19 protein-coding genes are annotated in these 20,310 nt (G+C 54.6%); 13 read left to right on the forward strand and 6 right to left on the reverse strand.

Annotated features, from left to right (window positions below):
• Nucleotides 1-75: 75 nt before the first annotated feature.
• Nucleotides 76-2,511, reverse strand: coding sequence for a bifunctional aspartate kinase/homoserine dehydrogenase II (locus QLG08_RS16885; protein WP_015699320.1), 2,436 nt, complete (start codon nucleotides 2,509-2,511; stop codon nucleotides 76-78).
• Nucleotides 2,512-2,513: 2 nt separating this feature from the next.
• Nucleotides 2,514-3,674: a cystathionine gamma-synthase gene (gene metB / locus QLG08_RS16890; RefSeq protein ID WP_013027686.1), complete on the reverse strand. Its 1,161-nt coding sequence runs from the start codon at nucleotides 3,672-3,674 to the stop codon at nucleotides 2,514-2,516.
• A gap of 271 nt (nucleotides 3,675-3,945) precedes the next feature.
• Here metB and metJ point away from each other — a divergent pair, with 271 nt between their 5' ends.
• Nucleotides 3,946-4,263 (forward strand): met regulon transcriptional regulator MetJ, encoded by a 318-nt coding sequence (gene metJ, locus QLG08_RS16895; protein WP_013027687.1) that lies wholly within the window; start codon nucleotides 3,946-3,948, stop codon nucleotides 4,261-4,263.
• A 72-nt stretch (nucleotides 4,264-4,335) separates the two neighbouring features.
• Here the strand turns inward: metJ and rpmE are convergent, their stop codons facing one another.
• The gene (gene rpmE, locus QLG08_RS16900; RefSeq protein WP_006121308.1) at nucleotides 4,336-4,551 is read right to left on the reverse strand and encodes a 50S ribosomal protein L31; all 216 of its coding nucleotides are present in this window, start codon (nucleotides 4,549-4,551) and stop codon (nucleotides 4,336-4,338) included.
• Nucleotides 4,552-4,776: 225 nt separating this feature from the next.
• Between rpmE and priA the strand changes: the two genes are divergently transcribed.
• From priA to rraA, 6 genes are all read left to right on the forward strand, one after another.
• Nucleotides 4,777-6,972, forward strand: coding sequence for a primosomal protein N' (gene priA, locus QLG08_RS16905; protein ID WP_014604769.1), 2,196 nt, complete (start codon nucleotides 4,777-4,779; stop codon nucleotides 6,970-6,972).
• Between the two features lie 164 nt (nucleotides 6,973-7,136).
• Nucleotides 7,137-8,174: a DNA-binding transcriptional regulator CytR gene (gene cytR / locus QLG08_RS16910; RefSeq protein ID WP_014604768.1), complete on the forward strand. Its 1,038-nt coding sequence runs from the start codon at nucleotides 7,137-7,139 to the stop codon at nucleotides 8,172-8,174.
• 153 nt (nucleotides 8,175-8,327) lie between these two features.
• A complete protein-coding gene (ftsN, locus tag QLG08_RS16915; RefSeq protein WP_014604767.1) occupies nucleotides 8,328-9,272 on the forward strand; it encodes a cell division protein FtsN in 945 nt (314 codons plus the stop codon).
• A gap of 88 nt (nucleotides 9,273-9,360) precedes the next feature.
• Nucleotides 9,361-9,891 carry an ATP-dependent protease subunit HslV gene (gene hslV, locus QLG08_RS16920; RefSeq protein ID WP_024471414.1) on the forward strand — a complete coding sequence of 177 codons (531 nt, stop codon included), beginning with the start codon at nucleotides 9,361-9,363 and terminating at the stop codon, nucleotides 9,889-9,891.
• Between the two features lie 10 nt (nucleotides 9,892-9,901).
• Nucleotides 9,902-11,239: an HslU--HslV peptidase ATPase subunit gene (gene hslU / locus QLG08_RS16925; RefSeq protein WP_013027692.1), complete on the forward strand. Its 1,338-nt coding sequence runs from the start codon at nucleotides 9,902-9,904 to the stop codon at nucleotides 11,237-11,239.
• Between the two features lie 161 nt (nucleotides 11,240-11,400).
• Complete coding sequence (rraA, locus tag QLG08_RS16930) at nucleotides 11,401-11,886, forward strand: ribonuclease E activity regulator RraA (protein ID WP_013027693.1); 486 nt, start codon at nucleotides 11,401-11,403, stop codon at nucleotides 11,884-11,886.
• A 53-nt stretch (nucleotides 11,887-11,939) separates the two neighbouring features.
• Here rraA and zapB read toward each other — a convergent pair whose 3' ends face one another.
• Nucleotides 11,940-12,179 carry a cell division protein ZapB gene (zapB, locus tag QLG08_RS16935; RefSeq protein WP_014594885.1) on the reverse strand — a complete coding sequence of 80 codons (240 nt, stop codon included), beginning with the start codon at nucleotides 12,177-12,179 and terminating at the stop codon, nucleotides 11,940-11,942.
• 417 nt (nucleotides 12,180-12,596) lie between these two features.
• On the opposite strand from zapB, the gene QLG08_RS16940 reads away from it, so the two are divergent.
• From QLG08_RS16940 to glpX, 3 genes are all read left to right on the forward strand, one after another.
• Nucleotides 12,597-13,445, forward strand: a complete 849-nt coding sequence (locus tag QLG08_RS16940; protein ID WP_013027695.1) for an MIP/aquaporin family protein — start codon at nucleotides 12,597-12,599, stop codon at nucleotides 13,443-13,445.
• A gap of 30 nt (nucleotides 13,446-13,475) precedes the next feature.
• Nucleotides 13,476-14,987, forward strand: coding sequence for a glycerol kinase GlpK (glpK, locus tag QLG08_RS16945; protein ID WP_014594886.1), 1,512 nt, complete (start codon nucleotides 13,476-13,478; stop codon nucleotides 14,985-14,987).
• 94 nt (nucleotides 14,988-15,081) lie between these two features.
• On the forward strand, nucleotides 15,082-16,092 hold the full coding sequence (glpX, locus tag QLG08_RS16950; protein WP_014604766.1) for a class II fructose-bisphosphatase: 1,011 nt from the start codon (nucleotides 15,082-15,084) through the stop codon (nucleotides 16,090-16,092).
• On the opposite strand, the gene emrD is transcribed toward glpX, so the two are convergent.
• Nucleotides 16,082-17,275: a multidrug efflux MFS transporter EmrD gene (emrD, locus tag QLG08_RS16955; protein WP_282473044.1), complete on the reverse strand. Its 1,194-nt coding sequence runs from the start codon at nucleotides 17,273-17,275 to the stop codon at nucleotides 16,082-16,084. The two genes, glpX and emrD, sit on opposite strands and share 11 nt — an antisense overlap.
• 271 nt (nucleotides 17,276-17,546) lie before the next feature.
• On the opposite strand from emrD, the gene fpr reads away from it, so the two are divergent.
• Nucleotides 17,547-18,293: a ferredoxin--NADP(+) reductase gene (fpr, locus tag QLG08_RS16960; RefSeq protein WP_013027699.1), complete on the forward strand. Its 747-nt coding sequence runs from the start codon at nucleotides 17,547-17,549 to the stop codon at nucleotides 18,291-18,293.
• On the opposite strand, the gene QLG08_RS16965 is transcribed toward fpr, so the two are convergent.
• Complete coding sequence (locus tag QLG08_RS16965; RefSeq protein WP_013027700.1) at nucleotides 18,284-18,718, reverse strand: DUF805 domain-containing protein; 435 nt, start codon at nucleotides 18,716-18,718, stop codon at nucleotides 18,284-18,286. The genes fpr and QLG08_RS16965 overlap by 10 nt on opposite strands.
• Before the next feature lie 97 nt (nucleotides 18,719-18,815).
• Here QLG08_RS16965 and QLG08_RS16970 point away from each other — a divergent pair, with 97 nt between their 5' ends.
• Both QLG08_RS16970 and tpiA read left to right on the forward strand, forming a co-directional pair.
• Nucleotides 18,816-19,406, forward strand: coding sequence for a DUF1454 family protein (locus tag QLG08_RS16970; RefSeq protein WP_014604764.1), 591 nt, complete (start codon nucleotides 18,816-18,818; stop codon nucleotides 19,404-19,406).
• 120 nt (nucleotides 19,407-19,526) lie between these two features.
• Entirely contained in the window at nucleotides 19,527-20,294 is a 768-nt protein-coding gene (tpiA, locus tag QLG08_RS16975) for a triose-phosphate isomerase (protein WP_015699315.1), read from the forward strand.
• Nucleotides 20,295-20,310 lie beyond the last annotated feature (16 nt).

Raw genomic sequence — 20,310 nt, forward strand, 5'->3', positions numbered from 1 at the left:
AGTCGATGTGAAAGGGCTTTTTATATGAGGATGTTAGGGCAGGACAGGCGCCGAAGCGCCTGGAGAAAAGCAACGTCAGAGGAGTCGGGCAAGGCGATTAATATCAGACTGGATAGCGCCGGCGGTAACGTCCCGGCCTGCACCAGGTCCGCGGATCACCAGCGGATTATCGCGATACCAACGGCTGTCGATGGCAAACACGTTGTCACAAGGCAGTAAGGCGGCCAGAGGATGCTCCGGACGTACCGCTTCGACGCCAACACGTGCTTTGCCGTTAGCATCGAAGCGCGCAACATAGCGCAGCACCAGCCCCATCTCCTGCGCGGCTTCAAGCCGTTGCAGCATCTGCTCATTAAGCTCGTCGCCATTCTCGAAAAAGTGATCTATTGATTCATCTTCGCAGCTCTGCGGCACCAGCGACTCGACGCGCACCTGATCCGGCTCGATGTTATAGCCTGCTTCACGTGCCAGAATCACCAGTTTGCGCATCACGTCCTGACCCGACAGATCGACGCGAGGATCCGGTTCCGTCAATCCCTGCTGCCACGCCTGATCCACCAGCTCGGTAAAGGGCACCGTGCCATCAAATTGCAGAAACAGCCAGGACAGCGTTCCGGAGAAAATACCGCTGATCGACAAAATCGTGTCGCCGCTTTCCCGTAAATCGCGCACCGTATGGTTTATCGGCAGACCTGCGCCCACGGTGGCGTTATACAACCAGTGGCGGCCGGTTTTTTCAAAGGCATCCCGAATCTCGCGCCAGGTTTGCGTATCCGATGCTCCCGCCACTTTATTGGCGCTGATGACATGAAACCCATGGCTGGCAAAATCAAGATATTGCTGTGCCAGCGGCTTACTGGCCGTCACATCCAGCACAACCAGATCATCGTAAGGGTGCGCACGCATCCACAGAAACAGCGACTCTTCATCGCGCGCTTCCGCTTCATCGTCAAAGAATGCCAGTGCGCGACTGGCGTCCAGACCTTCATAGCTCAGCAGGCTGCGTTGGCTGTCCACCACGCCCGCTAGCACAAACTCGAAACCGGTGCGCGCCGACAACGTTTCCTGCTCGCGGGCAAACAACTCCAGCCAGCGAGAACCGATGTTGCCCTTGCCAAACAACATCAGGCCAATGCGCTTTTCTGCCCGAAACAGGGAACTGTGCAACCCCTGAATGAGATGCTGAGTAGGGCCAACGCGCAGCACCGCAACCACGCTAATGTGCTCTGGCGACTGGCTGATAAATTCGACCGGCTGATCTTTTAGCTGCTGCCAGAAACGGTGCGTGTGCAACGGGTTGCGCGTGACGCCAGCGCCAACCAGCGCGACCAGCGCTAAACCTTCACGTAACTGCAAATGTCCAGGTAAGCCGGCGTCCTGCAATAAAGTAAAGGCACTGTTCACCACTTCAGAGGTGTAGCACAGTTGCAGCAGCTGACGATCGGGATGAATGCCCATCGCCAGCGGACGCATCTGCGCGCGCGTCAGCAGCTGGTCGATCTCTTTTTGAAACAGCGTAAAATCGTGCTGCTCAGGAAGTTGGATCTCTACCAGGCACACGTCGTCGTGGCTGGTGACGATGCGGGCGCCCGTACCGGACGCGAGGACGCGCTCGATACGGGTAGAGCCCTGTTCCGGCTGATAGCTGCAGCGTAACTGCAAATCAATATCGCTGCCCGAGACCGGCTGTAAGGTGCGGGTATGCAGTACCGGGGCTGCCAGACGCGCCAGCTCACTGGCCTCATCCAGGCGCAGCAAGGGCAGCAGACAGGCATCAGAGACTTTGCGGGGATCGGCACTGTAAACGCCCGCCACATCGCTCCAGATCGTCACACGTCCCACACCTGCCAGCGCACCAATCTGCGTGGCAGAGTAGTCAGAACCGTTACGCCCCAGCAGTACCGTTTCGCCCGCGTCATTGCCGCAGATAAAGCCGGTTACCACGATGCGTTTATGCGGATGCTGGGCCAGCAGCGTTTGTAACAACGGCCAGGATTTGCCTTCATCTACCTGCGGCTGGGCGGCCCGTTCCGCGCGCAGAAAATCGCGTGCATCCAGCCAGCAGGCATGAAGATCCTGCTGGTTCAGCACCGCTGACATTAAACGTGCAGACCAGATCTCACCATGGCCCACCACTTCCGCATAGACCGCTTCTGTGACGTCACCATCCAGTAACGCCGCCAGTTTTTCGAGGTCGCGAATAAAGGCAGTAATTAAGGGTTCGGCTATTTCGGCAGGTAACAGTGCACTGATGAGCTCACTCTGATAGCGACGTAATGTCTGCTGCACCTGATGTGCGGACAGTCGGTCGCTCTGGCTCAGCTTCAGCCAGCTAATCAGCTGATTGGTCGTCGAGCCCGCGGCCGATACGACCATCATGTCACCTGGCTGGCTGTAATCCGCCATAATGCTGGCGACACGCTGGTAGCAGCGTGCATCTGCAAGGCTGCTGCCACCAAACTTGTGGAGCTGTCTGTTGTTTGGCGTTCCTGCGCCAGCTGAACTCGTCATCATCAATCCTCGGCTGCGATCCGGAATGCATTATCCAAATCGGCAATTAAATCTTCGTGGTCTTCAATACCTACTGAAATACGTAGCAATGTTTCAGAGATGCCTGCTGCGGCCCGGGCCTCTGCAGACATACCTGCATGGGTCATGGTCGCCGTGTGTGAAATCAAGCTTTCAACGCCGCCCAACGATTCCGCCAACGTGAACAACTCAAGCGCTTTGAGGAAACGGCGCAACCGGGCTTCATCGCCGTCCAGCTCAAAACTGAGCATGGCACCGAATCCACGCTGCTGGCGTGCAGCGAATTCATGTCCCGCGTTTTCCGGCAGTGAAGGATGATACAACGTTTTCACCAGCGGCTGTTGCTTGAGATAATCAACAATGGCTAACGCATTACGTTGCGCAGCGGCCATACGTGGGCCCAGCGTGCGCATTCCGCGCAGCAGCAGATAGCTGTCAAAAGCGGAGCCGGTGACCCCAATATTATTGGCCCACCAGGCTAAATCGGTCGCCGCCTGCGGATCTTTAGCAATCACGGCACCGGCTACCACGTCAGAGTGGCCATTCAGGTATTTGGTACAGGAGTGAATGACCAGATCCGCACCCAGTGCCAGAGGATTTTGCAGTGCCGGACTCATAAAGGTGTTGTCCACGACGCTCACGGCGCCCGCCGCACGCGCCGCTGCGCAAATGGCGGCGATATCCACCACGCGCAATAGCGGGTTACTGGGGCTTTCAACCAGCACCAGTTTAGGCTTCTCATCCAGTGCCGCCTGCAGCGCAGCTTTATCACCCTGATCGACAAACTTCACCCGGTAAGCGCCCCGCTTACTCAGACTGTCGAACAGCCGATAGCTGCCGCCATAACAGTCGTGCGGCGCAACCAGCAGATCGCCAGGCTTCAGGAACACGGTTGTCACCAGATGAATCGCGGACATGCCGGTATTGGTTAGCACCGCTCCCGCTCCGCCTTCCAGCTCTGCCAGGGCACGCTGCACCACATCACGCGTGGGGTTACCACGACGGGAATAGTCATGCGCACGGGGCTCATTGAAATCATGGAAGTTATAGGTGCTGGAAAGGTGGATGGGCGGGACAACGCAGCCGTATTGCTCGTCGTCATTCAAACCGCTGCGCACTGCGATGGTTGCCTGTTTACGCGTCATAGGGCTAACTGTTCCTGAAGTATGAAATAATTTGCTAACAGGATATCATCTTGCTTTTAGACGTCAATACATCTGGACATCCAAATGTCTTTGCGTATAGATTGAGCATCGTCGCAATAACCGCTAAAATTATGCGCCCATACCTGGCGTTCAACTCCATTAGCACTGTGCGTTGAACGAAGAAACCCGCCAGAGAAGGGGTCAGGTAGAAGAAAATCAGGCATAATCGGCTGATTTCGTAACTTTTAACTTTTATTGATTAAGGTATCCCATGGCTGAATGGAACGGCGAATATATCAGCCCGTACGCTGAGCACGGCAAAAAGAGCGAACAGGTTAAAAAAATCACGGTATCAATTCCGTTAAGCGTGCTGAAAATTCTGACAGACGAACGGACACGTCGTCAGGTTAACAACCTGCGCCACGCGACAAACAGTGAACTCCTGTGCGAAGCCTTCTTGCATGCTTTTACCGGACAACCGTTACCTAATGATGTCGACCTGCGTAAAGAACGTAACGACGAAATACCGGAAGCCGCGAAAAAAATTATGCGTGACATGGGCATCGACCCGGATACCTGGGAATACTGATTTTCAGACATAAAAAAACCCAGCCTGAGCTGGGTTTTTCTTGCCGCCGAACAGATGTTCGAATGCCGTTTCTTATTTTTTGGTGCCTGGCACGCTGAAACGCTTGTTGAAGCGGTCAACGCGGCCACCAGTTGCAACTTCACGCTGCTTACCGGTGTAGAACGGGTGGCACTTACCACAAACGTCCAGGTTCAGTTCGTGAGTCAGCGTAGAGCGAGTGTGAATCACGTTACCGCAAGTACAGTTGATGGTAACTGCTTCGTATTTTGGGTGAATACCTTGTTTCATGGGAAACCTCATATAAGGCCGTGTCGCTCTCCGCGCCAGGACGTGAACCTGCGCAGCACCACACGCGATTGAACATTAATGGTGAACTCCGGCAAGGTCTTTCTTACCGAAGGCGGCATATTATACAGGCTAATGTTTAATGCTGCAAATGTCGCCTGAGATACACGCCGTGTGCGTCAGCGTGTACACTAACCGCCCTGCTAGATGAACCGGAAAGAGACTGTTATGCCCGTTGTTCAGGTTGCCCTGCCCGTTCCCCTTCCTCGCCTGTTTGACTACCTGCCTCCTGTCGGCGTGAAGCCGGTCATTGGCGGTCGGGTGATCGTGCCTTTTGGTAACCGAAAAATGACCGGTATCGTGGTGGCATTACCTGACACCAGCGACCTGCCCGCGACCCAGCTCAAACAGGTGATATCGGTACTGGACAGCGAGTCGCTCTTTCCCCCGTCTCTGTGGCGCATTCTCCACTGGGCGGCGAACTACTATCATTCACCTCTCGGCGAGGTACTGAGCCATGCGCTACCGGTGCTGCTCAGACAAGGTAAACCTGCCCAGGATAATCCCTTATGGCGTTGGGAAATTACCGAGCAGGGCCGGGCTACTGCCCCCGAGAGCCTGAAGCGGGCCCCCAAACAGCAGCAAGGGCTTGCAACGCTGCGACAGCGGCCGCTTTATCGTCATGAAGTCACTGAGCACGATCTCACCGATGCCGCCATGCAGGCGCTGCGTGCCAAAGGGTTATGCGAATTACATGAGCATCAGCCACATAGGCATGACTGGCGCAGCAGCTTCGCGGTCAAAGGTGAACGCCTGCGCCTCAATACCGATCAGGCGACGGCAGTCGGGGCGATGCGCAGTGAAGATGAGCATTATGCGGCCTGGCTACTGGCGGGAATTACCGGCTCAGGCAAGACTGAAGTTTATCTCAGCGTGCTGGAAAACGTCCTGGCCAGAGGAAAACAGGCCCTGGTGCTGGTGCCCGAAATAGGCCTGACGCCACAAACCATTGCCCGTTTCCGCGAACGTTTTGATGCGCCGGTTGATGTGCTGCACTCAGCGCTGAATGACAGCGAACGCCTTTCTGTCTGGCTACGGGCGCGCAGAGGAGAGAATGCCATCATCATCGGCACTCGCTCGGCCCTGTTTACCCCTATGGCGCGTCCGGGCGTCATTATTATCGACGAAGAGCACGACAGTTCTTATAAGCAGCAGGAAGGCTGGCGCTATCAGGCTCGCGATCTGGCCGTGTTTCGCGCCCATGAAGAGAATATTCCTGTCATCATGGGTTCCGCGACACCGGCGCTGGAAAGCCTGCACAACGTGCGTAACGGCAAATACCGTCAGCTCGACCTGATGAAACGCGCCGGTAACGCTAAACCCGCTCTGCAGCAGCTAATCGATTTGAAAGGCGTACAGCTGACAGGCGGCCTGGCGCCTGCCCTGATCTTCAAAATGCGCCAGCATCTGAAAGCAGATAACCAGGTGTTGCTGTTCCTGAACCGCCGTGGTTTTTCACCTGCGCTGCTCTGCCACGACTGCGGCTGGATTGCCGAATGCCAGCGCTGCGATCGCTATTACACTCTGCATCAACATCATCGTCAGTTGCGCTGCCACCATTGTGACAGCCAGCGGCCGCTGCCCAACCAGTGTCCACAATGTGGTTCAACTCACCTGTTACCTGTGGGCGTAGGGACGGAACAGCTTGAGCAGCAGCTAGGCACGTTATTTCCCGGTGTGCCGGTCTCGCGCATCGACCGGGATACCACCAGCCGCAAAGGCGCGCTGGAGCAGCATCTGGCGGATGTCCATCGCGGCGGCGCGCGTATTCTTGTGGGAACCCAGATGCTGGCAAAAGGGCATCATTTTCCTGATGTGACGCTGGTGTCACTGCTGGACGTCGACGGTGCCTTATTTTCCGCTGACTTCCGTGCCGCAGAACGCTTCGCTCAGCTTTATACTCAGGTTGCCGGGCGCGCCGGTCGGGCCGGTAAGCAAGGCGAAGTCTTGCTGCAAACACACCATCCTGAGCATCCGCTTCTGCAAACGCTGCTCCACCAGGGCTACTTCGCTTTTGCCCAGCAAACGCTGTTGGAGCGCCAGTCGGTTTTTCTCCCTCCGTGGACACATCATGCGCTGTTTCGTGCGGAGGACATGGACAACCATCAGGCTGCAGAATTTCTGCAACAGCTGCGTAATATGCTGGAAGCCAGCCCGCTTAACGACACGGCAATGTGGTTCATGGGGCCACTGCCTGCTCTGCAGCCAAAGCGGAGCGGTCGCTGGCGCTGGCAGTTGCTGGTGCAGCATCCGTCACGCAAACGTCTGCAACAGCTGCTGAGTAGTTCGTTACCGCTGACTGGCACTTTACCGGCCTCGCGCAAGGTAAAGTGGACGCTGGACGTGGATCCTACCGAAAGCTAGGCCCGGGCAGGTTGTGAGAGGGATCGAAAAACGTCGCATAAGTCACAATTTTTATGCAAATTAAGTAACGGCCCGGCATCGCAATCGATAACAATGGTGCCTGGCCTGTTTTTACCTCAGACAAAACGAACGTTGAATGCGCGATTACGCATCAGGAGCATGTGTTGGATCAGAATCAACCGTCGGCTGCCGCCACGATGAAAGACGTCGCAGAAAAAGCCGGCGTCTCGACCGCTACCGTGTCGCGTGCACTCATGAACCCGGAAAAAGTCTCTTCGGCCACGCGTCAGAAAGTCGAACAGGCCGTGGCTGACGTCGGCTATGCCGCCCAGAGCATGTCCCGCCATGCCAGGCGCAATGACACGCAGACGCTGCTGCTGATCGTCCCCAATATCTGCGATCCCTTCTTCAGTGAAATTATCCGTGGCGTTGAAGTCGCCGCCTCAAAGGCTGGTTATCTGGTGCTTATCGGCGACTGCGCACACCAAAAACCGCAGGAGTGGACGTTTTTAAACCTGATGCTGACCCGGCAGATCGATGGCATCGTGCTGCTGGGCGCCCAGTTACCCTTTGATGTGAGTCCTGAAGAGCAGCGCAATCTTCCGCCGATGGTGATGGCGATTGAGTTCTCGCCAGAAATGTCGTTACCCACCGTCAATATCGATAACCTGACGGCCTCGTTTGTCGCGGTCAATCACCTGCTGCAGTTGGGTCATAAACGCATTGCCTGCCTGACCGGACCGGAAGACGTTGCGCTCTGCCAGTACCGCCTTCAGGGTTATGTGCAGGCCTTACGTCGCAGCGGCATCAGCGTGGATCCCACTTATATCGTTCGGGGTGACTTCACCTTTGAATCCGGCGTTGATGCCATAAATCAGCTATTGGCTTTACCACAGCCGCCACGAGCCCTGTTTTGTCATAGCGATATCATGGCCATCGGCGCTATTAGCCAGGCAAAACGATTGGGCCTGCGCATACCGGAAGACCTGTCGGTTGTGGGGTTCGACGATATTGAACTCTCGCGTTACTGCGAGCCGCCGCTCACCACGGTGAAACAGCCCTGTTTTGAAATAGGCTGCGAAGCCGTGCGGCTGTTACTGAATGAATTACAGGGTAATAGCATTCATAACGGTTCAACGCTGCTGGATGCCGAACTGGTGGTGCGTGGTAGCACAACTTTGGCAAAAAAGGATGAGAGATAAGCGAAAAGTTCCGCTATTTTCAGGGGATTCTTAGGGCTATCATTGCTGGTCAAAGTTCCGGCCCTTAAGTAACATGGCGGGCTCCTTGCCGGGCGTGTGGTAACAACGGATTCGCCTACGTGGCATCATATTTTCAAGGGTATCAGGACGAGAGTGGCACAAAAAGATTATGTAGGCCGCGGGCGTTCAACAGGGACGCGTCGCAAGAAAAGCCCAAGCCGTGGCAAAAAAACAAAAAGCGGTTCAGGCACCTCTAAATTAATGATTGTACTGGCGGTTGCTGTATTGGTGACCTTTGCCGGTGGTTTATGGTTCCTGGCGCACCACAAGAAAGAAGACGTGCCGGTTATTACGGATCATAAAGCCAACGGGAATGGCTTACCGCCAAAGCCTGAAGAACGCTGGAAATACATCAAAGAGCTGGAAAACCGTCAGGTCACTGTGCCGACCCCAAGCGAGCCTACCTCCGGTGGCGAAGTGCAGTCACATACGCAACTGACCGATGAGCAACGCCAGCTGCTTGAGCAAATGCAGGCGGATATGCGTCAGCAACCCACCCAATTAAATGAAGTGCCGTGGAACGAGCAGACGCCAGCTCAACGCCAGCAAACGCTGCAGCATCAGCAGCAGGTACAGCAACTTCAGCGACAGCAACAGCTCCAGCAACAGCAATTGCAGTCGCAGCAACGTCAGCAGCAGGCACAACAGCAGCAGCAACGTCAGCAACAAATACAGCAGCAGCGTCAGGAGCAGCATACTCAGCAACAGCAGAGTGTGCAGCAGACACAACCCGCACCTGTTACGCGTGAACCTACTGCTCAGCCTAAAACACAGGACACCGCCAAAGCGAAACCGGCTGAAAAAGCAGCCTCGCAACGCTGGATGGTTCAGTGTGGCTCGTTTAAGGGAACAGAGCAGGCTGAATCGGTGCGCGCCGCGCTGGCGTTTGAAGGGTTTGAAAGCCGTCTGACCTCCGGCGGCGGATGGAATCGTGTCGTGGTAGGGCCCTTCAAAGACCGCGCCAGCGCAGACAGCACGCTGAAACGTCTGCGCGCTTCAGGACATTCCGGCTGCATTCCGCTCGCCGTTGGGGGTTGAAACCCGTCAAATCTGCCCCATATCTGTCTGCATGATCCTCCGCGCCCTGGGCGCGGAGCTTTTTTCCGACAGTAAAAGGGGTCTGCCCGTGACAACAATAGTAAGTGTTCGACGCAACGGCCAGGTAGTGATTGGCGGCGATGGCCAGGCTACGCTCGGTAATACCGTAATGAAAGGCAACGTCAAAAAAGTCCGTCGTCTTTACAACGATAAAGTGATTGCTGGCTTTGCTGGCGGCACTGCAGATGCCTTTACCCTGTTTGAACTCTTCGAACGCAAACTTGAAATGCATCAGGGCCATTTGGTGAAAGCGGCCGTTGAGCTGGCGAAAGACTGGCGCACCGACAGAATGTTACGCCGCCTGGAAGCGCTGCTGGCGGTGGCGGACGAATCGGCATCGCTGATCATTAGCGGTAATGGTGACGTCATCCAGCCTGAAAACGACCTTATTGCTATCGGTTCTGGCGGTCCCTATGCCCAGGCCGCTGCCCGTGCCCTGTTAGAAAATTCTGAATTGGGTGCGCGCGACATCGTTGAGAAATCGCTGAATATCGCTGGCGATATTTGCATCTACACCAACCACAACGTTAATTTCGAAGAATTAACGTCCAAGTCGTAAGGATCTAAACATGTCTGAGATGACTCCACGCGAAATCGTCAGCGAGCTGAACCGCTTTATTATTGGCCAGGACAGCGCTAAGCGCGCCGTGGCTATTGCCCTGCGTAACCGCTGGCGCCGTATGCAGCTTGACGAAGAGCTGCGTCACGAAGTGACCCCTAAAAATATTCTCATGATCGGCCCAACCGGTGTGGGTAAAACAGAAATTGCTCGCCGTCTGGCAAAACTGGCCAACGCGCCGTTCATCAAAGTTGAAGCCACCAAGTTTACCGAAGTGGGCTATGTCGGCAAAGAAGTCGACTCCATTATTCGTGACCTGACGGACTCCGCGATCAAAATGGTGCGCAGCCAGGCCATTGAGAAGAACAAATATCGCGCAGAAGAAATGGCGGAAGAGCGCATTCTTGATGTGCTTATCCCACCGGCGAAAAATAACTGGGGACAGGCTGAACAAACCAGCGAGCCTTCATCTGCACGTCAGTCTTTCCGCAAGAAGCTGCGTGAAGGCCAGCTCGACGATAAAGAAATTGAGATCGATTTAGCCGCAACAGGCCCTGGCGTTGAAATCATGGCACCGCCGGGCATGGAAGAGATGACCAGCCAGCTGCAGTCCATGTTCCAGAACCTGGGCGGGCAGAAACAGAAACCGCGCAAGCTGAAAATCAAAGAAGCCTTTAAGCTGTTGATTGAAGAAGAAGCCGCTAAGCTGGTGAATCCGGAAGAGCTGAAGCAGGATGCCATTGATGCGGTAGAACAGCACGGCATCGTGTTCATCGATGAGATAGACAAAATCTGTAAGCGCGGCGGACAAAACGCGGGCGGCCCGGACGTCTCACGCGAAGGCGTTCAGCGCGACCTGCTGCCACTGGTAGAAGGCTGCACCGTGTCGACCAAGCACGGCATGGTCAAGACTGACCATATTCTGTTTATCGCCTCAGGTGCGTTCCAGGTTGCCAGCCCGTCCGATTTGATTCCTGAGCTACAGGGTCGTTTACCGATCCGTGTTGAACTCCAGGCCCTGACGGTGAATGATTTCGAGCGCATCCTGACCGAACCTAATGCTTCAGTCACAGTGCAGTACAAAGCGCTGATGAATACCGAAGGCGTGAACATTCACTTTACTGACGATGGTATTCGTCGCATCGCGGAAGCCGCATGGCAGGTCAACGAAACCACAGAAAACATCGGTGCGCGTCGCTTGCATACCGTGCTGGAACGTCTGATGGAAGATATTTCCTATGATGCCAGCGATCGGAGCGGTGAATCCGTCACCATTGATGCCGAATATGTGGGTAAACATCTGGATGAGCTGGTTGCAGACGAAGACCTGAGCCGCTTCATCCTGTAACGTTCACCTGTCTATGTGCTGTATCAAAGCCCGGCCAGTTTGGCTGGGCTTTTTTCTGCATGCGCTTGATGCGGTACCGGTTTTTTACCGCTGATGATTTTGCCAACAATTGGCATAAAGCGATATACTTAGCGCTCCTGTGGCAAACAGACGAAACCCTTATGAAATACGATACTTCTGAACTCTGCGACATCTACCACGAAGAAGTGAACGTTGTTGAACCGCTTTTCTCAAATTTCGGTGGGCGGACCTCATTCGGCGGTCAGATAACCACAGTGAAATGTTTTGAAGACAACGGGCTGCTTTACGATCTGCTGGAAGAGAACGGTCGTGGCCGCGTGTTGCTGATTGATGGCGGTGGCTCAGTACGCCGCGCTTTAGTTGATGCGCAGCTTGCCCGACTGGCAGCGCAGAATGAGTGGGAAGGCATCGTGGTTTACGGTTCGGTACGTCAGGTAGACGAACTGGAAGAACTGGAAATCGGCATTCAGGCTATCGCCGCTATTCCGGCAGGCGCGGCCGGTGAAGGCATTGGCGAAAGCGATGTGCGCGTGAATTTCGGCGGCGTCACCTTCTTCTCTGGCGACCATCTCTATGCGGATAACACCGGGATGATTTTATCGGAAGATCCGCTCGACATTGAATAATGTCAGCGAACGAAAACGGGTGCCAGGCACCCGTTTTTCGCATTAGTTGAGGCTTATACCTCTTCCATTTTTCCCAACAGCGCACGCAGGCGTTCTTGCCAGACATGCTGCTCCTCTTTCAGATGCTGATTTTCGCGCATCAGTGCTTCATGGTTGCCAGCAGCATTCTGCGCGTCGTGACGCAGGTTGTTGTTCTGCTCTTTCAGCTCTTCAATTTCCATTTGCAGCAGGGTGATAGTATCAATCGCCTGCTGTACTTTTGCTTCCAGTTTCTCAAACACTTCAAATGACATCTTTCTGACCTCTCCTAAAATCTTGCAAGGCGTTGATGATGCCAGCTTTCGCACACAAGGCGTTTACCAGCAACGTTGTCCCGATTGTATGTAGCCTCATCACGCAAGTCCAGCAACGCGGGCCTGCAGACCGCCGTCAGTAACATTTTTCAGCCTATCCCTAAAATGTTCCTTTCCCACCTGTTTGCCTGGCGAAGCCGGTATCACGCGGAGGAAAACGGCCCGAATGGCGCTTAAGGAAAATCAAAACACGCGAAAACGCGCATTTTTTTGACACACTACACAAAAATCGATTTCGCTATTTCTCGTTTATGCTCGTTAACGATAAATTAACAACAGCCCTACATCAAAGATGGGTGACTCACGGAATGAGAACAAAAACTGATAAAATTTAACCTCGCTTCAGGAACAACTATCATGAGTCAGACTACAACCACACTCAAAGGTCAGTGTATTGCCGAATTTCTGGGTACCGGTTTGATCCTGTTTTTTGGCGCGGGTTGCGTTGCCGCGCTTAAGCTGGCTGGTGCCACTTTTGGCCAATGGGAAATCTGTATCGTCTGGGGGCTGGCCGTTTCTATGGCGGTGTACCTCAGCGCAGGTGTGTCAGGTGCCCATCTCAACCCGGCAGTGACTGTCGCACTCTGCCTGTTCGCCAATTTCGAAGGCCGTAAAGTCCTTCCTTATATTCTGTCCCAGGTGGCCGGTGCTTTCTGTGGCGCGGCGCTGGTCTACGGACTTTACTACAGCTTGTTTATCAATTTCGAACAAAGTCATAACATGGTACGGGGTTCAGTTGAAAGCCTGAGCCTGGCGGGCATTTTTTCTACCTACCCGAATCCGCAAATTAGCGTAGGTCAGGCCTTCCTGGTTGAAATGGTGATCACTGCAGTTCTGATGTCCGTAATTATGGCACTGACCGACGATGGCAATGGCGTCCCGCGTGGCCCGATGGCACCGCTGCTGATTGGCCTGCTGGTTGCCGTTATTGGTGGCTCTATGGGCCCATTGACCGGCTTTGCCCTGAACCCGGCACGTGACTTCGGACCGAAAGTCTTCGAGTGGCTGGCTGGCTGGGGCACCGTTGCCTTCACTGGCGGTCATCAGATTCCGTATTTCCTTGTGCCAATTTTTGGCCCACTGGTCGGTGCTTGCCTGGGAGCCTTTGGTTATCGCGCCCTGATTGGCCGCCATTTACCCGGTGCGGTGATTTCTCCACCGACCAGTGACAAACCGATTGCGTCCGCGCATGAACGTAAAGCGTAAGTTCCACTTTTTATCATCAGGAATGAATTTATGACTACCACCGATAAAAAATACATCGTCGCTCTCGATCAGGGCACAACCAGTTCACGCGCTGTGGTGCTGGATCACGACGCTAACATTGTGGCGGTATCGCAACGCGAATTTACCCAAATCTATCCGAAAGCGGGCTGGGTAGAGCATGACCCAATGGATATCTGGGCATCACAGAGTTCTACGCTGGTTGAAGTGCTGGCACATGCTGATATTCGCTCCGATGAAATCGCGGCGATTGGGATTACTAACCAGCGTGAAACCGCAATCGTCTGGGATAAAGAAACCGGTAAGCCGGTCTATAACGCCATCGTCTGGCAGGATCCCCGTACTGCTGACTACTGTAATAAGCTGAAGAAAGAGGGTCTGGAAGAGTATATCCAGCACACCACCGGTCTGGTGATTAACCCTTACTTTTCTGGCACCAAAGTTAAGTGGATCCTGGATAACGTAGAAGGCGCGCGCGAGCGTGCAAAACGTGGCGAACTGCTGTTTGGTACAGTCGACACCTGGCTGGTGTGGAAAATGACCCAGGGGCGCGTGCACATCACCGATTACACCAACGCCTCACGTACCATGCTGTTCAACATCCACAAGCTTGAGTGGGATGAGCGCATGCTGGAAATCCTGGATATCCCGCGTGCGATGCTGCCAGAAGTGAAATCTTCGTCTGAAGTGTATGGTCAGACAAACATTGGTGGTAAAGGCGGTACGCGTATTCCTATCGCGGGTATCGCAGGCGACCAGCAGGCTGCGCTGTATGGTCAACTGTGCGTTCAGCCGGGTATGGCGAAAAACACCTACGGCACCGGCTGCTTTATGCTGATGAACACCGGTACCGAAGCCGTCACCTCAACGCACGGCCTGCTGACCACTATCGCCTGCGGGCCACGTGGTGAAGTCAACTATGCACTGGAAGGGGCGGTCTTTATCGGCGGCGCGGCCATTCAGTGGTTACGCGATGAGATGAAGCTGATCAGCGATTCGGCTGACTCAGAATACTTCGCGATGAAAGTGAAAGATTCAAACGGTGTATATATGGTTCCTGCCTTTACTGGCCTGGGTGCACCTTACTGGGATCCCTATGCACGTGGCGCGCTGTTCGGCCTGACACGTGGTGCGAATGCGAACCACATCATCCGTGCAACGCTGGAGTCCATCGCTTATCAAACACGTGATGTCCTGGAAGCCATGCAGAATGATGCCAACACGCGCCTGCAGGCTCTGCGTGTGGACGGAGGAGCAGTGGCTAACAACTTCCTGATGCAGTTCCAGTCAGACATTCTTGGTACACGCGTTGAGCGACCTGAAGTACGTGAAGTCACTGCGCTGGGTGCCGCGTACCTGGCAGGTCTGGCGGTAGGTTTCTGGCAGGATCTGGAAGAAGTCCGTGCCAAAGCCGTGATTGAGCGCGAATTCCGTCCAACACTTGAAACCACCGAGCGTAACGTCCGTTATGCCGGCTGGAAGAAAGCTGTCGCGCGCGCACAAGCGTGGGAAGAACAAGAGTAATCCGCACTGCGCCCGTGACGTCCTCCGTCACGGGCCTTTTCCCCGCCTTCTCCCTCCGCTACACTGCCAGCCTGTTTTTTGTCAGGTACATGCAATGAAACGAGAACTTGCCATTGAATTTTCCCGCGTAACTGAGGCTGCCGCACTGGCTGGTTATAAGTGGTTAGGGCGCGGCGATAAAAACGCGGCGGACGGTGCCGCCGTTCATGCCATGCGTCATGTCTTAAATACCATTCAGATCGATGGACAGATAGTGATCGGCGAAGGGGAAATTGACGAAGCCCCTATGCTCTACATCGGCGAAAAAGTGGGCACGGGTCAGGGCGACGCGGTGGATATTGCCGTCGATCCTATTGAAGGTACCCGCATGACGGCCATGGGACAGGCCAATGCGCTTGCCGTGATGGCCGTCGGTGACAAAGGCAGTTTTCTTCATGCGCCTGACATGTATATGGAGAAGCTTATCGTCGGTCCGGCGGCGCGGGGCCATATCAATCTGGATCTCCCGCTTGAGATTAACCTGCGTAATATCGCCATCGCCATGAATAAGCCGTTGTCACAACTCACCGTGTCCATTCTGTCAAAGCCGCGACATGACGCCGTTATCGAGCAGCTTAAACAGCTGGGCGTAAGACTATTCGCATTCCCTGATGGCGATGTGGCGGCCTCCATTCTTACCTGTATGCCCGACAGCGAAGTTGACGTGATGTACGGTATTGGCGGCGCGCCTGAAGGCGTGGTATCGGCCGCTGTGATTCGTGCGCTGGACGGTGATATGCAGGGCAGATTACTGGCACGACATCACGTAAAAGGTGACAGCGAAGAGAACCGGCGGATTGGGGAATATGAGCTGAAACGCTGCGCTGGCATGGGGATTGAGGCAGGAAAAGTTCTGCCCCTGCAGGCGATGGCGCGAAACGATAACGTGATCTTTGCCGCCACCGGTATCACCAGTGGTGATCTGCTGAAAGGCATCACCCGTCAGGGCAATATGGCCACCAGTGAAACCCTGTTAATTCGCGGCAAATCACGCACGATTCGCCGCATCCAGTCTGTGCATTACCTGGACCGCAAAGATCCGGTTTTGCATCCCTTTATCCTGTAACAGCCTGATTCTCGCCTGCTGGCTGTCGCGAAAGCGGCAGCCAGCACAGCAACATCACCAGAGCCGTGATAACCATCAGCAGGCCAAGGCTGAACTGATCGCGCTGAGGCATTAACGCCGACAGGGACGCCACCAGCCCGGAACCCAAATTCTGTAAACCCCCTATCAGTGCGCCCGCACTTCCTGCGAGCCAGGCATAGGGCTCCATCGCACCGGATGTGGCCAGGGGAAACAGCATTCCCGCGCCAAAGAAAAACAGCGACGCCGGTATCAATAACGTCCAGATTGTCATGATGCCAAACCAGGCAGGTATCCACATCAACACCGCCGCCAGCAGGCAACTGTTGACGCCAAACCACATCAGGCTATGCCAGGAGCGCTGTTCACGTCCGGCGAACCAGGCACCAAAGAAGGCCGCAGGAATAGGTAAGATAAACAAAATACTGACGGTGAAACTGTTCAGGCCCAGAACGCCACCGAGCAGCACGCCACAGCTGGCCTCAAAGACGGCAATGCCGGCCAGTGCGCCAATCAGCAGCACCAGATAACGGACGAAATTCGCATCACGTAACAGCCGGATATAGCGTTTTAAGAAGGGCGTGACTTCGGCACCGTTCGGGCGCGTCTCCGGTAGCCAGCGCGACATGGCGACCGTCACCATCAGACACAGCAACAGCAGAAAAGCAAAGCAGGCATGCCAGCCAAACAGCTGCGTTAACAGTGCGCCAATCACCGGTGCCACTAAAGGGCTGGCGAGCACGCCCATATTAAGCCAGCTGTTCGCCTGGCGTAGGGCATGACCGTGATAAAGATCGCGCGGCATGGTTCGCGCCATGACACCGGCCACGCCGGTGCCCGCGCCCTGAATCGCACTGCCCGTGACCAGCATATCCAGCGACGAGGCCATCATGGCGGCAATCGCGCCGATCATAAAGATCGCCATCCCCGCCAGGATCACCGGACGGCGCCCCACGCTGTCAGAGAGCGGACCGTAGATCAGCTGCGATCCGCCGTAGGTGATTAAATAGGCCGCCATGACATGCTGCATCATGCCATTTCGCACCTGAAGTGCATCCGCCATTGCCGCCATGGCGGGCACATAGATGGTCTGAGCCATCTGCCCGACTGCGACCAGTGCAATGAGCATGATCAGCAACGGACGATTTTCTATTTTCTTCATCATCTTTTAACGAAAGGTCTGTATGAACAGGGACGATTAAACAGCACAAATAACGGCTGAAACCCGTTGTGGCAGGAAAATATCAGGATTTCATGACAAAGCGAGTGATTCATAAAAAGTGGCGGGGCAATTCACGTCAATAATTGCAACCAGGATGTAAACTAAATATTACAGTTTGTCGATTAGAGCCTTTGCAGCCTGACGGACTGGTAATCTGCCAGTGCAGTAGAGAAGATGTTTATTCGCCAGACGATTCAACGCTGAAGGAGTAACCATGGCCGAGTGGATCAATGCTCAAGTAAAGGAAGTGAAAAACTGGACTGACGCGCTGTTTAGCTTGCGGGTTAAGGCCCCTATCGCCCCGTTTAGTGCCGGGCAGTACGCCAAGCTGGCACTGGAGATCGAAGGTGAACGAGTGCAACGTGCTTACTCTTACGTCAATGCGCCCAATGACGACCTGCTTGAGTTTTACTTAGTCACCGTACCCGACGGCAAATTGAGTCCACACTTACAGGCGCTGCGCCCCGGTGAGCAGGTCATGATTACCAAAGATGCTGCAGGCTTTTTTATTCTGGATGAAGTCCCGGAATGTCAGACCTTATGGATGCTGGCAACCGGTACGGCAGTGGGGCCTTATTTGTCCATTTTGCAGCAGGGTGAAGGCCTGGATCGCTTTAAACATATCGTACTGGTGCATGCCGCACGTTACGCAGCCGACCTCAGCTTTTTACCGCTAATGCAGCAGCTCCAGCAGATCTATAACGGCAAGCTGCAGGTGATCACGGTCGTCAGTCGTGAAGAAAGTATGGGCTCATTAACCGGACGTGTTCCGGCATTAATCGAAAGTGGCGAGCTGGAGCGGGCGGCCGGATTGACTATTGATGCAGAAACCAGCCATGTGATGGTCTGCGGCAATCCACAGATGGTACGAGATACGCAGCAGCTGTTGAAAGAGACACGCGGCATGCGCAAGCACCTGAAGCGCAAGCCCGGTCATATCACCAGCGAGAATTACTGGTAAGTCGCCCGCTTCAGACGTAAAGGCACCGGTGCGGCACCAAAGCGGTTATCGCCAGCGGTGCCACGAAACAGGCCTAAGTCCAGGATCAGTCCTGCCAGAATGATAAATGGCAGCGCGCGGCCAATAACCCACTGCAGGACAGCGCCGGTCATGCTCCAGTTACCTGCCATCAGCAACCAGGCAGCGATGAGTAACAGCGCCCAGTAACCGCGGCGATCGCGATCGTGCAGGCGCTTAACCACGATGGCGCTGGCCGGCCACAATAAACACACGATGCCAAACGCAGCCATTTGCGTATCCACCAGATCGTTACCGGCTAAAAAGAACAGGACGCTGGTTAACAGCAACCAGATTGCCTGCCAGAGCCAGAAATCACGGCGCCCGACGCGACCACGAAACGAAAAAAACCATTGCTGTAATATCATGCATGCTCCCCAGACAAAATTTTACCTGCACGCTTTTGACCTTAGAGGTAAAAACCGTTCTAATTTGATTCCGAGTTTATTGGTCAGGGCCGACAAAATGAAGAATTTGCCAGGCGCACTGTTGCTGAGTCTTGCGCTGACGGTTCCGGTATTTGCTGCCGATCCGCCGCCACTCGACAAGGCCGAACATATGCCTACCGCGCCCTATCTGTTAACAGGCGCGCCCACGCTGGATATGACTATCGGCCAGTTTCGTGAAAAATATAATCTCGCGAACCCTCAACTGCCGCTGCTGGAGTATCGCGCCATTGACTCCCGCGATGAGAAAACCGATCTGACGCGGGCAGCCACCAAGATCAACGAAACGCTTTACTCCTCGACCGCGCTTGAGCCTGGCACAGGTAAAATTAAAACGCTGCAGGTCACCTGGCTTCCGGTTCCGGGCCCGGATCAAAGTGCGTCCCAGGCCAGAGCCATGGATTATATGACCGCAATATTACGTTTTTTTGTGCCGGGACTCACGCCAGAAGAAGGGCGTAAAAAGCTGGAAACATTACTTAAAGCGGGCAAAGGCTCACGATACTACGAGCACGTTGAAGGCGCACTGCGTTTTGTGGTGTCTGATAACGGGGATAAAGGATTAACCTTTGCCATTGAGCCGGTAAAACTTGCGCTGGCTGCGCCCTGATGGACGGGGCAAAAATGACGAAAAGCAAAGCCACGACGTTATTTGATCTCTATACTGTCTGGCAGACAACGTTGCCCCGGGGCAGCGCCATTTCATGTATCGCGTTATGCGGAGGATAGAATGCGACATCCACTGGTTATGGGTAACTGGAAGTTGAATGGCAGCAAGCATATGACAGCCGAACTGATCGACGGTCTGCGCAAAGAACTGTCGGGCGTTGAGGGTTGTGGCGTCGCTATTGCACCGCCCGCGCTCTATCTTGATCAGGCTAAACACGCCATTTCCGGTAGCCACATCGCTCTGGGTGCTCAAAACGTTGATGTAAACCTCTCTGGCGCATTTACCGGCGAAGTGTCCGCTGAAATGCTGAAAGATATCGGCGCGAAATACATCATCATTGGTCACTCAGAACGTCGCACTTATCACAAAGAGAGTGACGAGTTCATTGCGAAAAAATATGCCGTGTTGAAAGCCGCTGGCCTGGTGCCGGTTCTGTGCATCGGTGAAACCGAAGCGGAAAACGAAGCGGGCAAAACCGAAGAAGTCTGTGCACGCCAGCTTGATGCGGTGCTGACCACGCAGGGTGCAGAAGCGTTTAAAGACGCGGTCATCGCTTACGAGCCGGTATGGGCGATCGGTACCGGGAAGTCAGCCACACCTGCTCAGGCGCAGGCCGTTCACAAATTTATTCGTGACCACATTGCCAAAAAAGATGCGGCTATCGCTGAGCAAGTGATTATTCAGTACGGCGGCTCAGTTAACGATAAAAACGCTGCCGAGCTGTTTACTCAGCCGGACATCGACGGTGCCCTGGTTGGCGGCGCGTCACTGAAAGCCGATGCGTTTGCCGTGATCGTTAAAGCTGCTGCGGCGGCTAAACAACGCTAACCGGCGATTGAGCACA

This window comes from Pantoea sp. V106_11 (genome assembly GCF_029967885.1).
GTDB lineage: Bacteria > Pseudomonadota > Gammaproteobacteria > Enterobacterales > Enterobacteriaceae > Pantoea > Pantoea ananatis.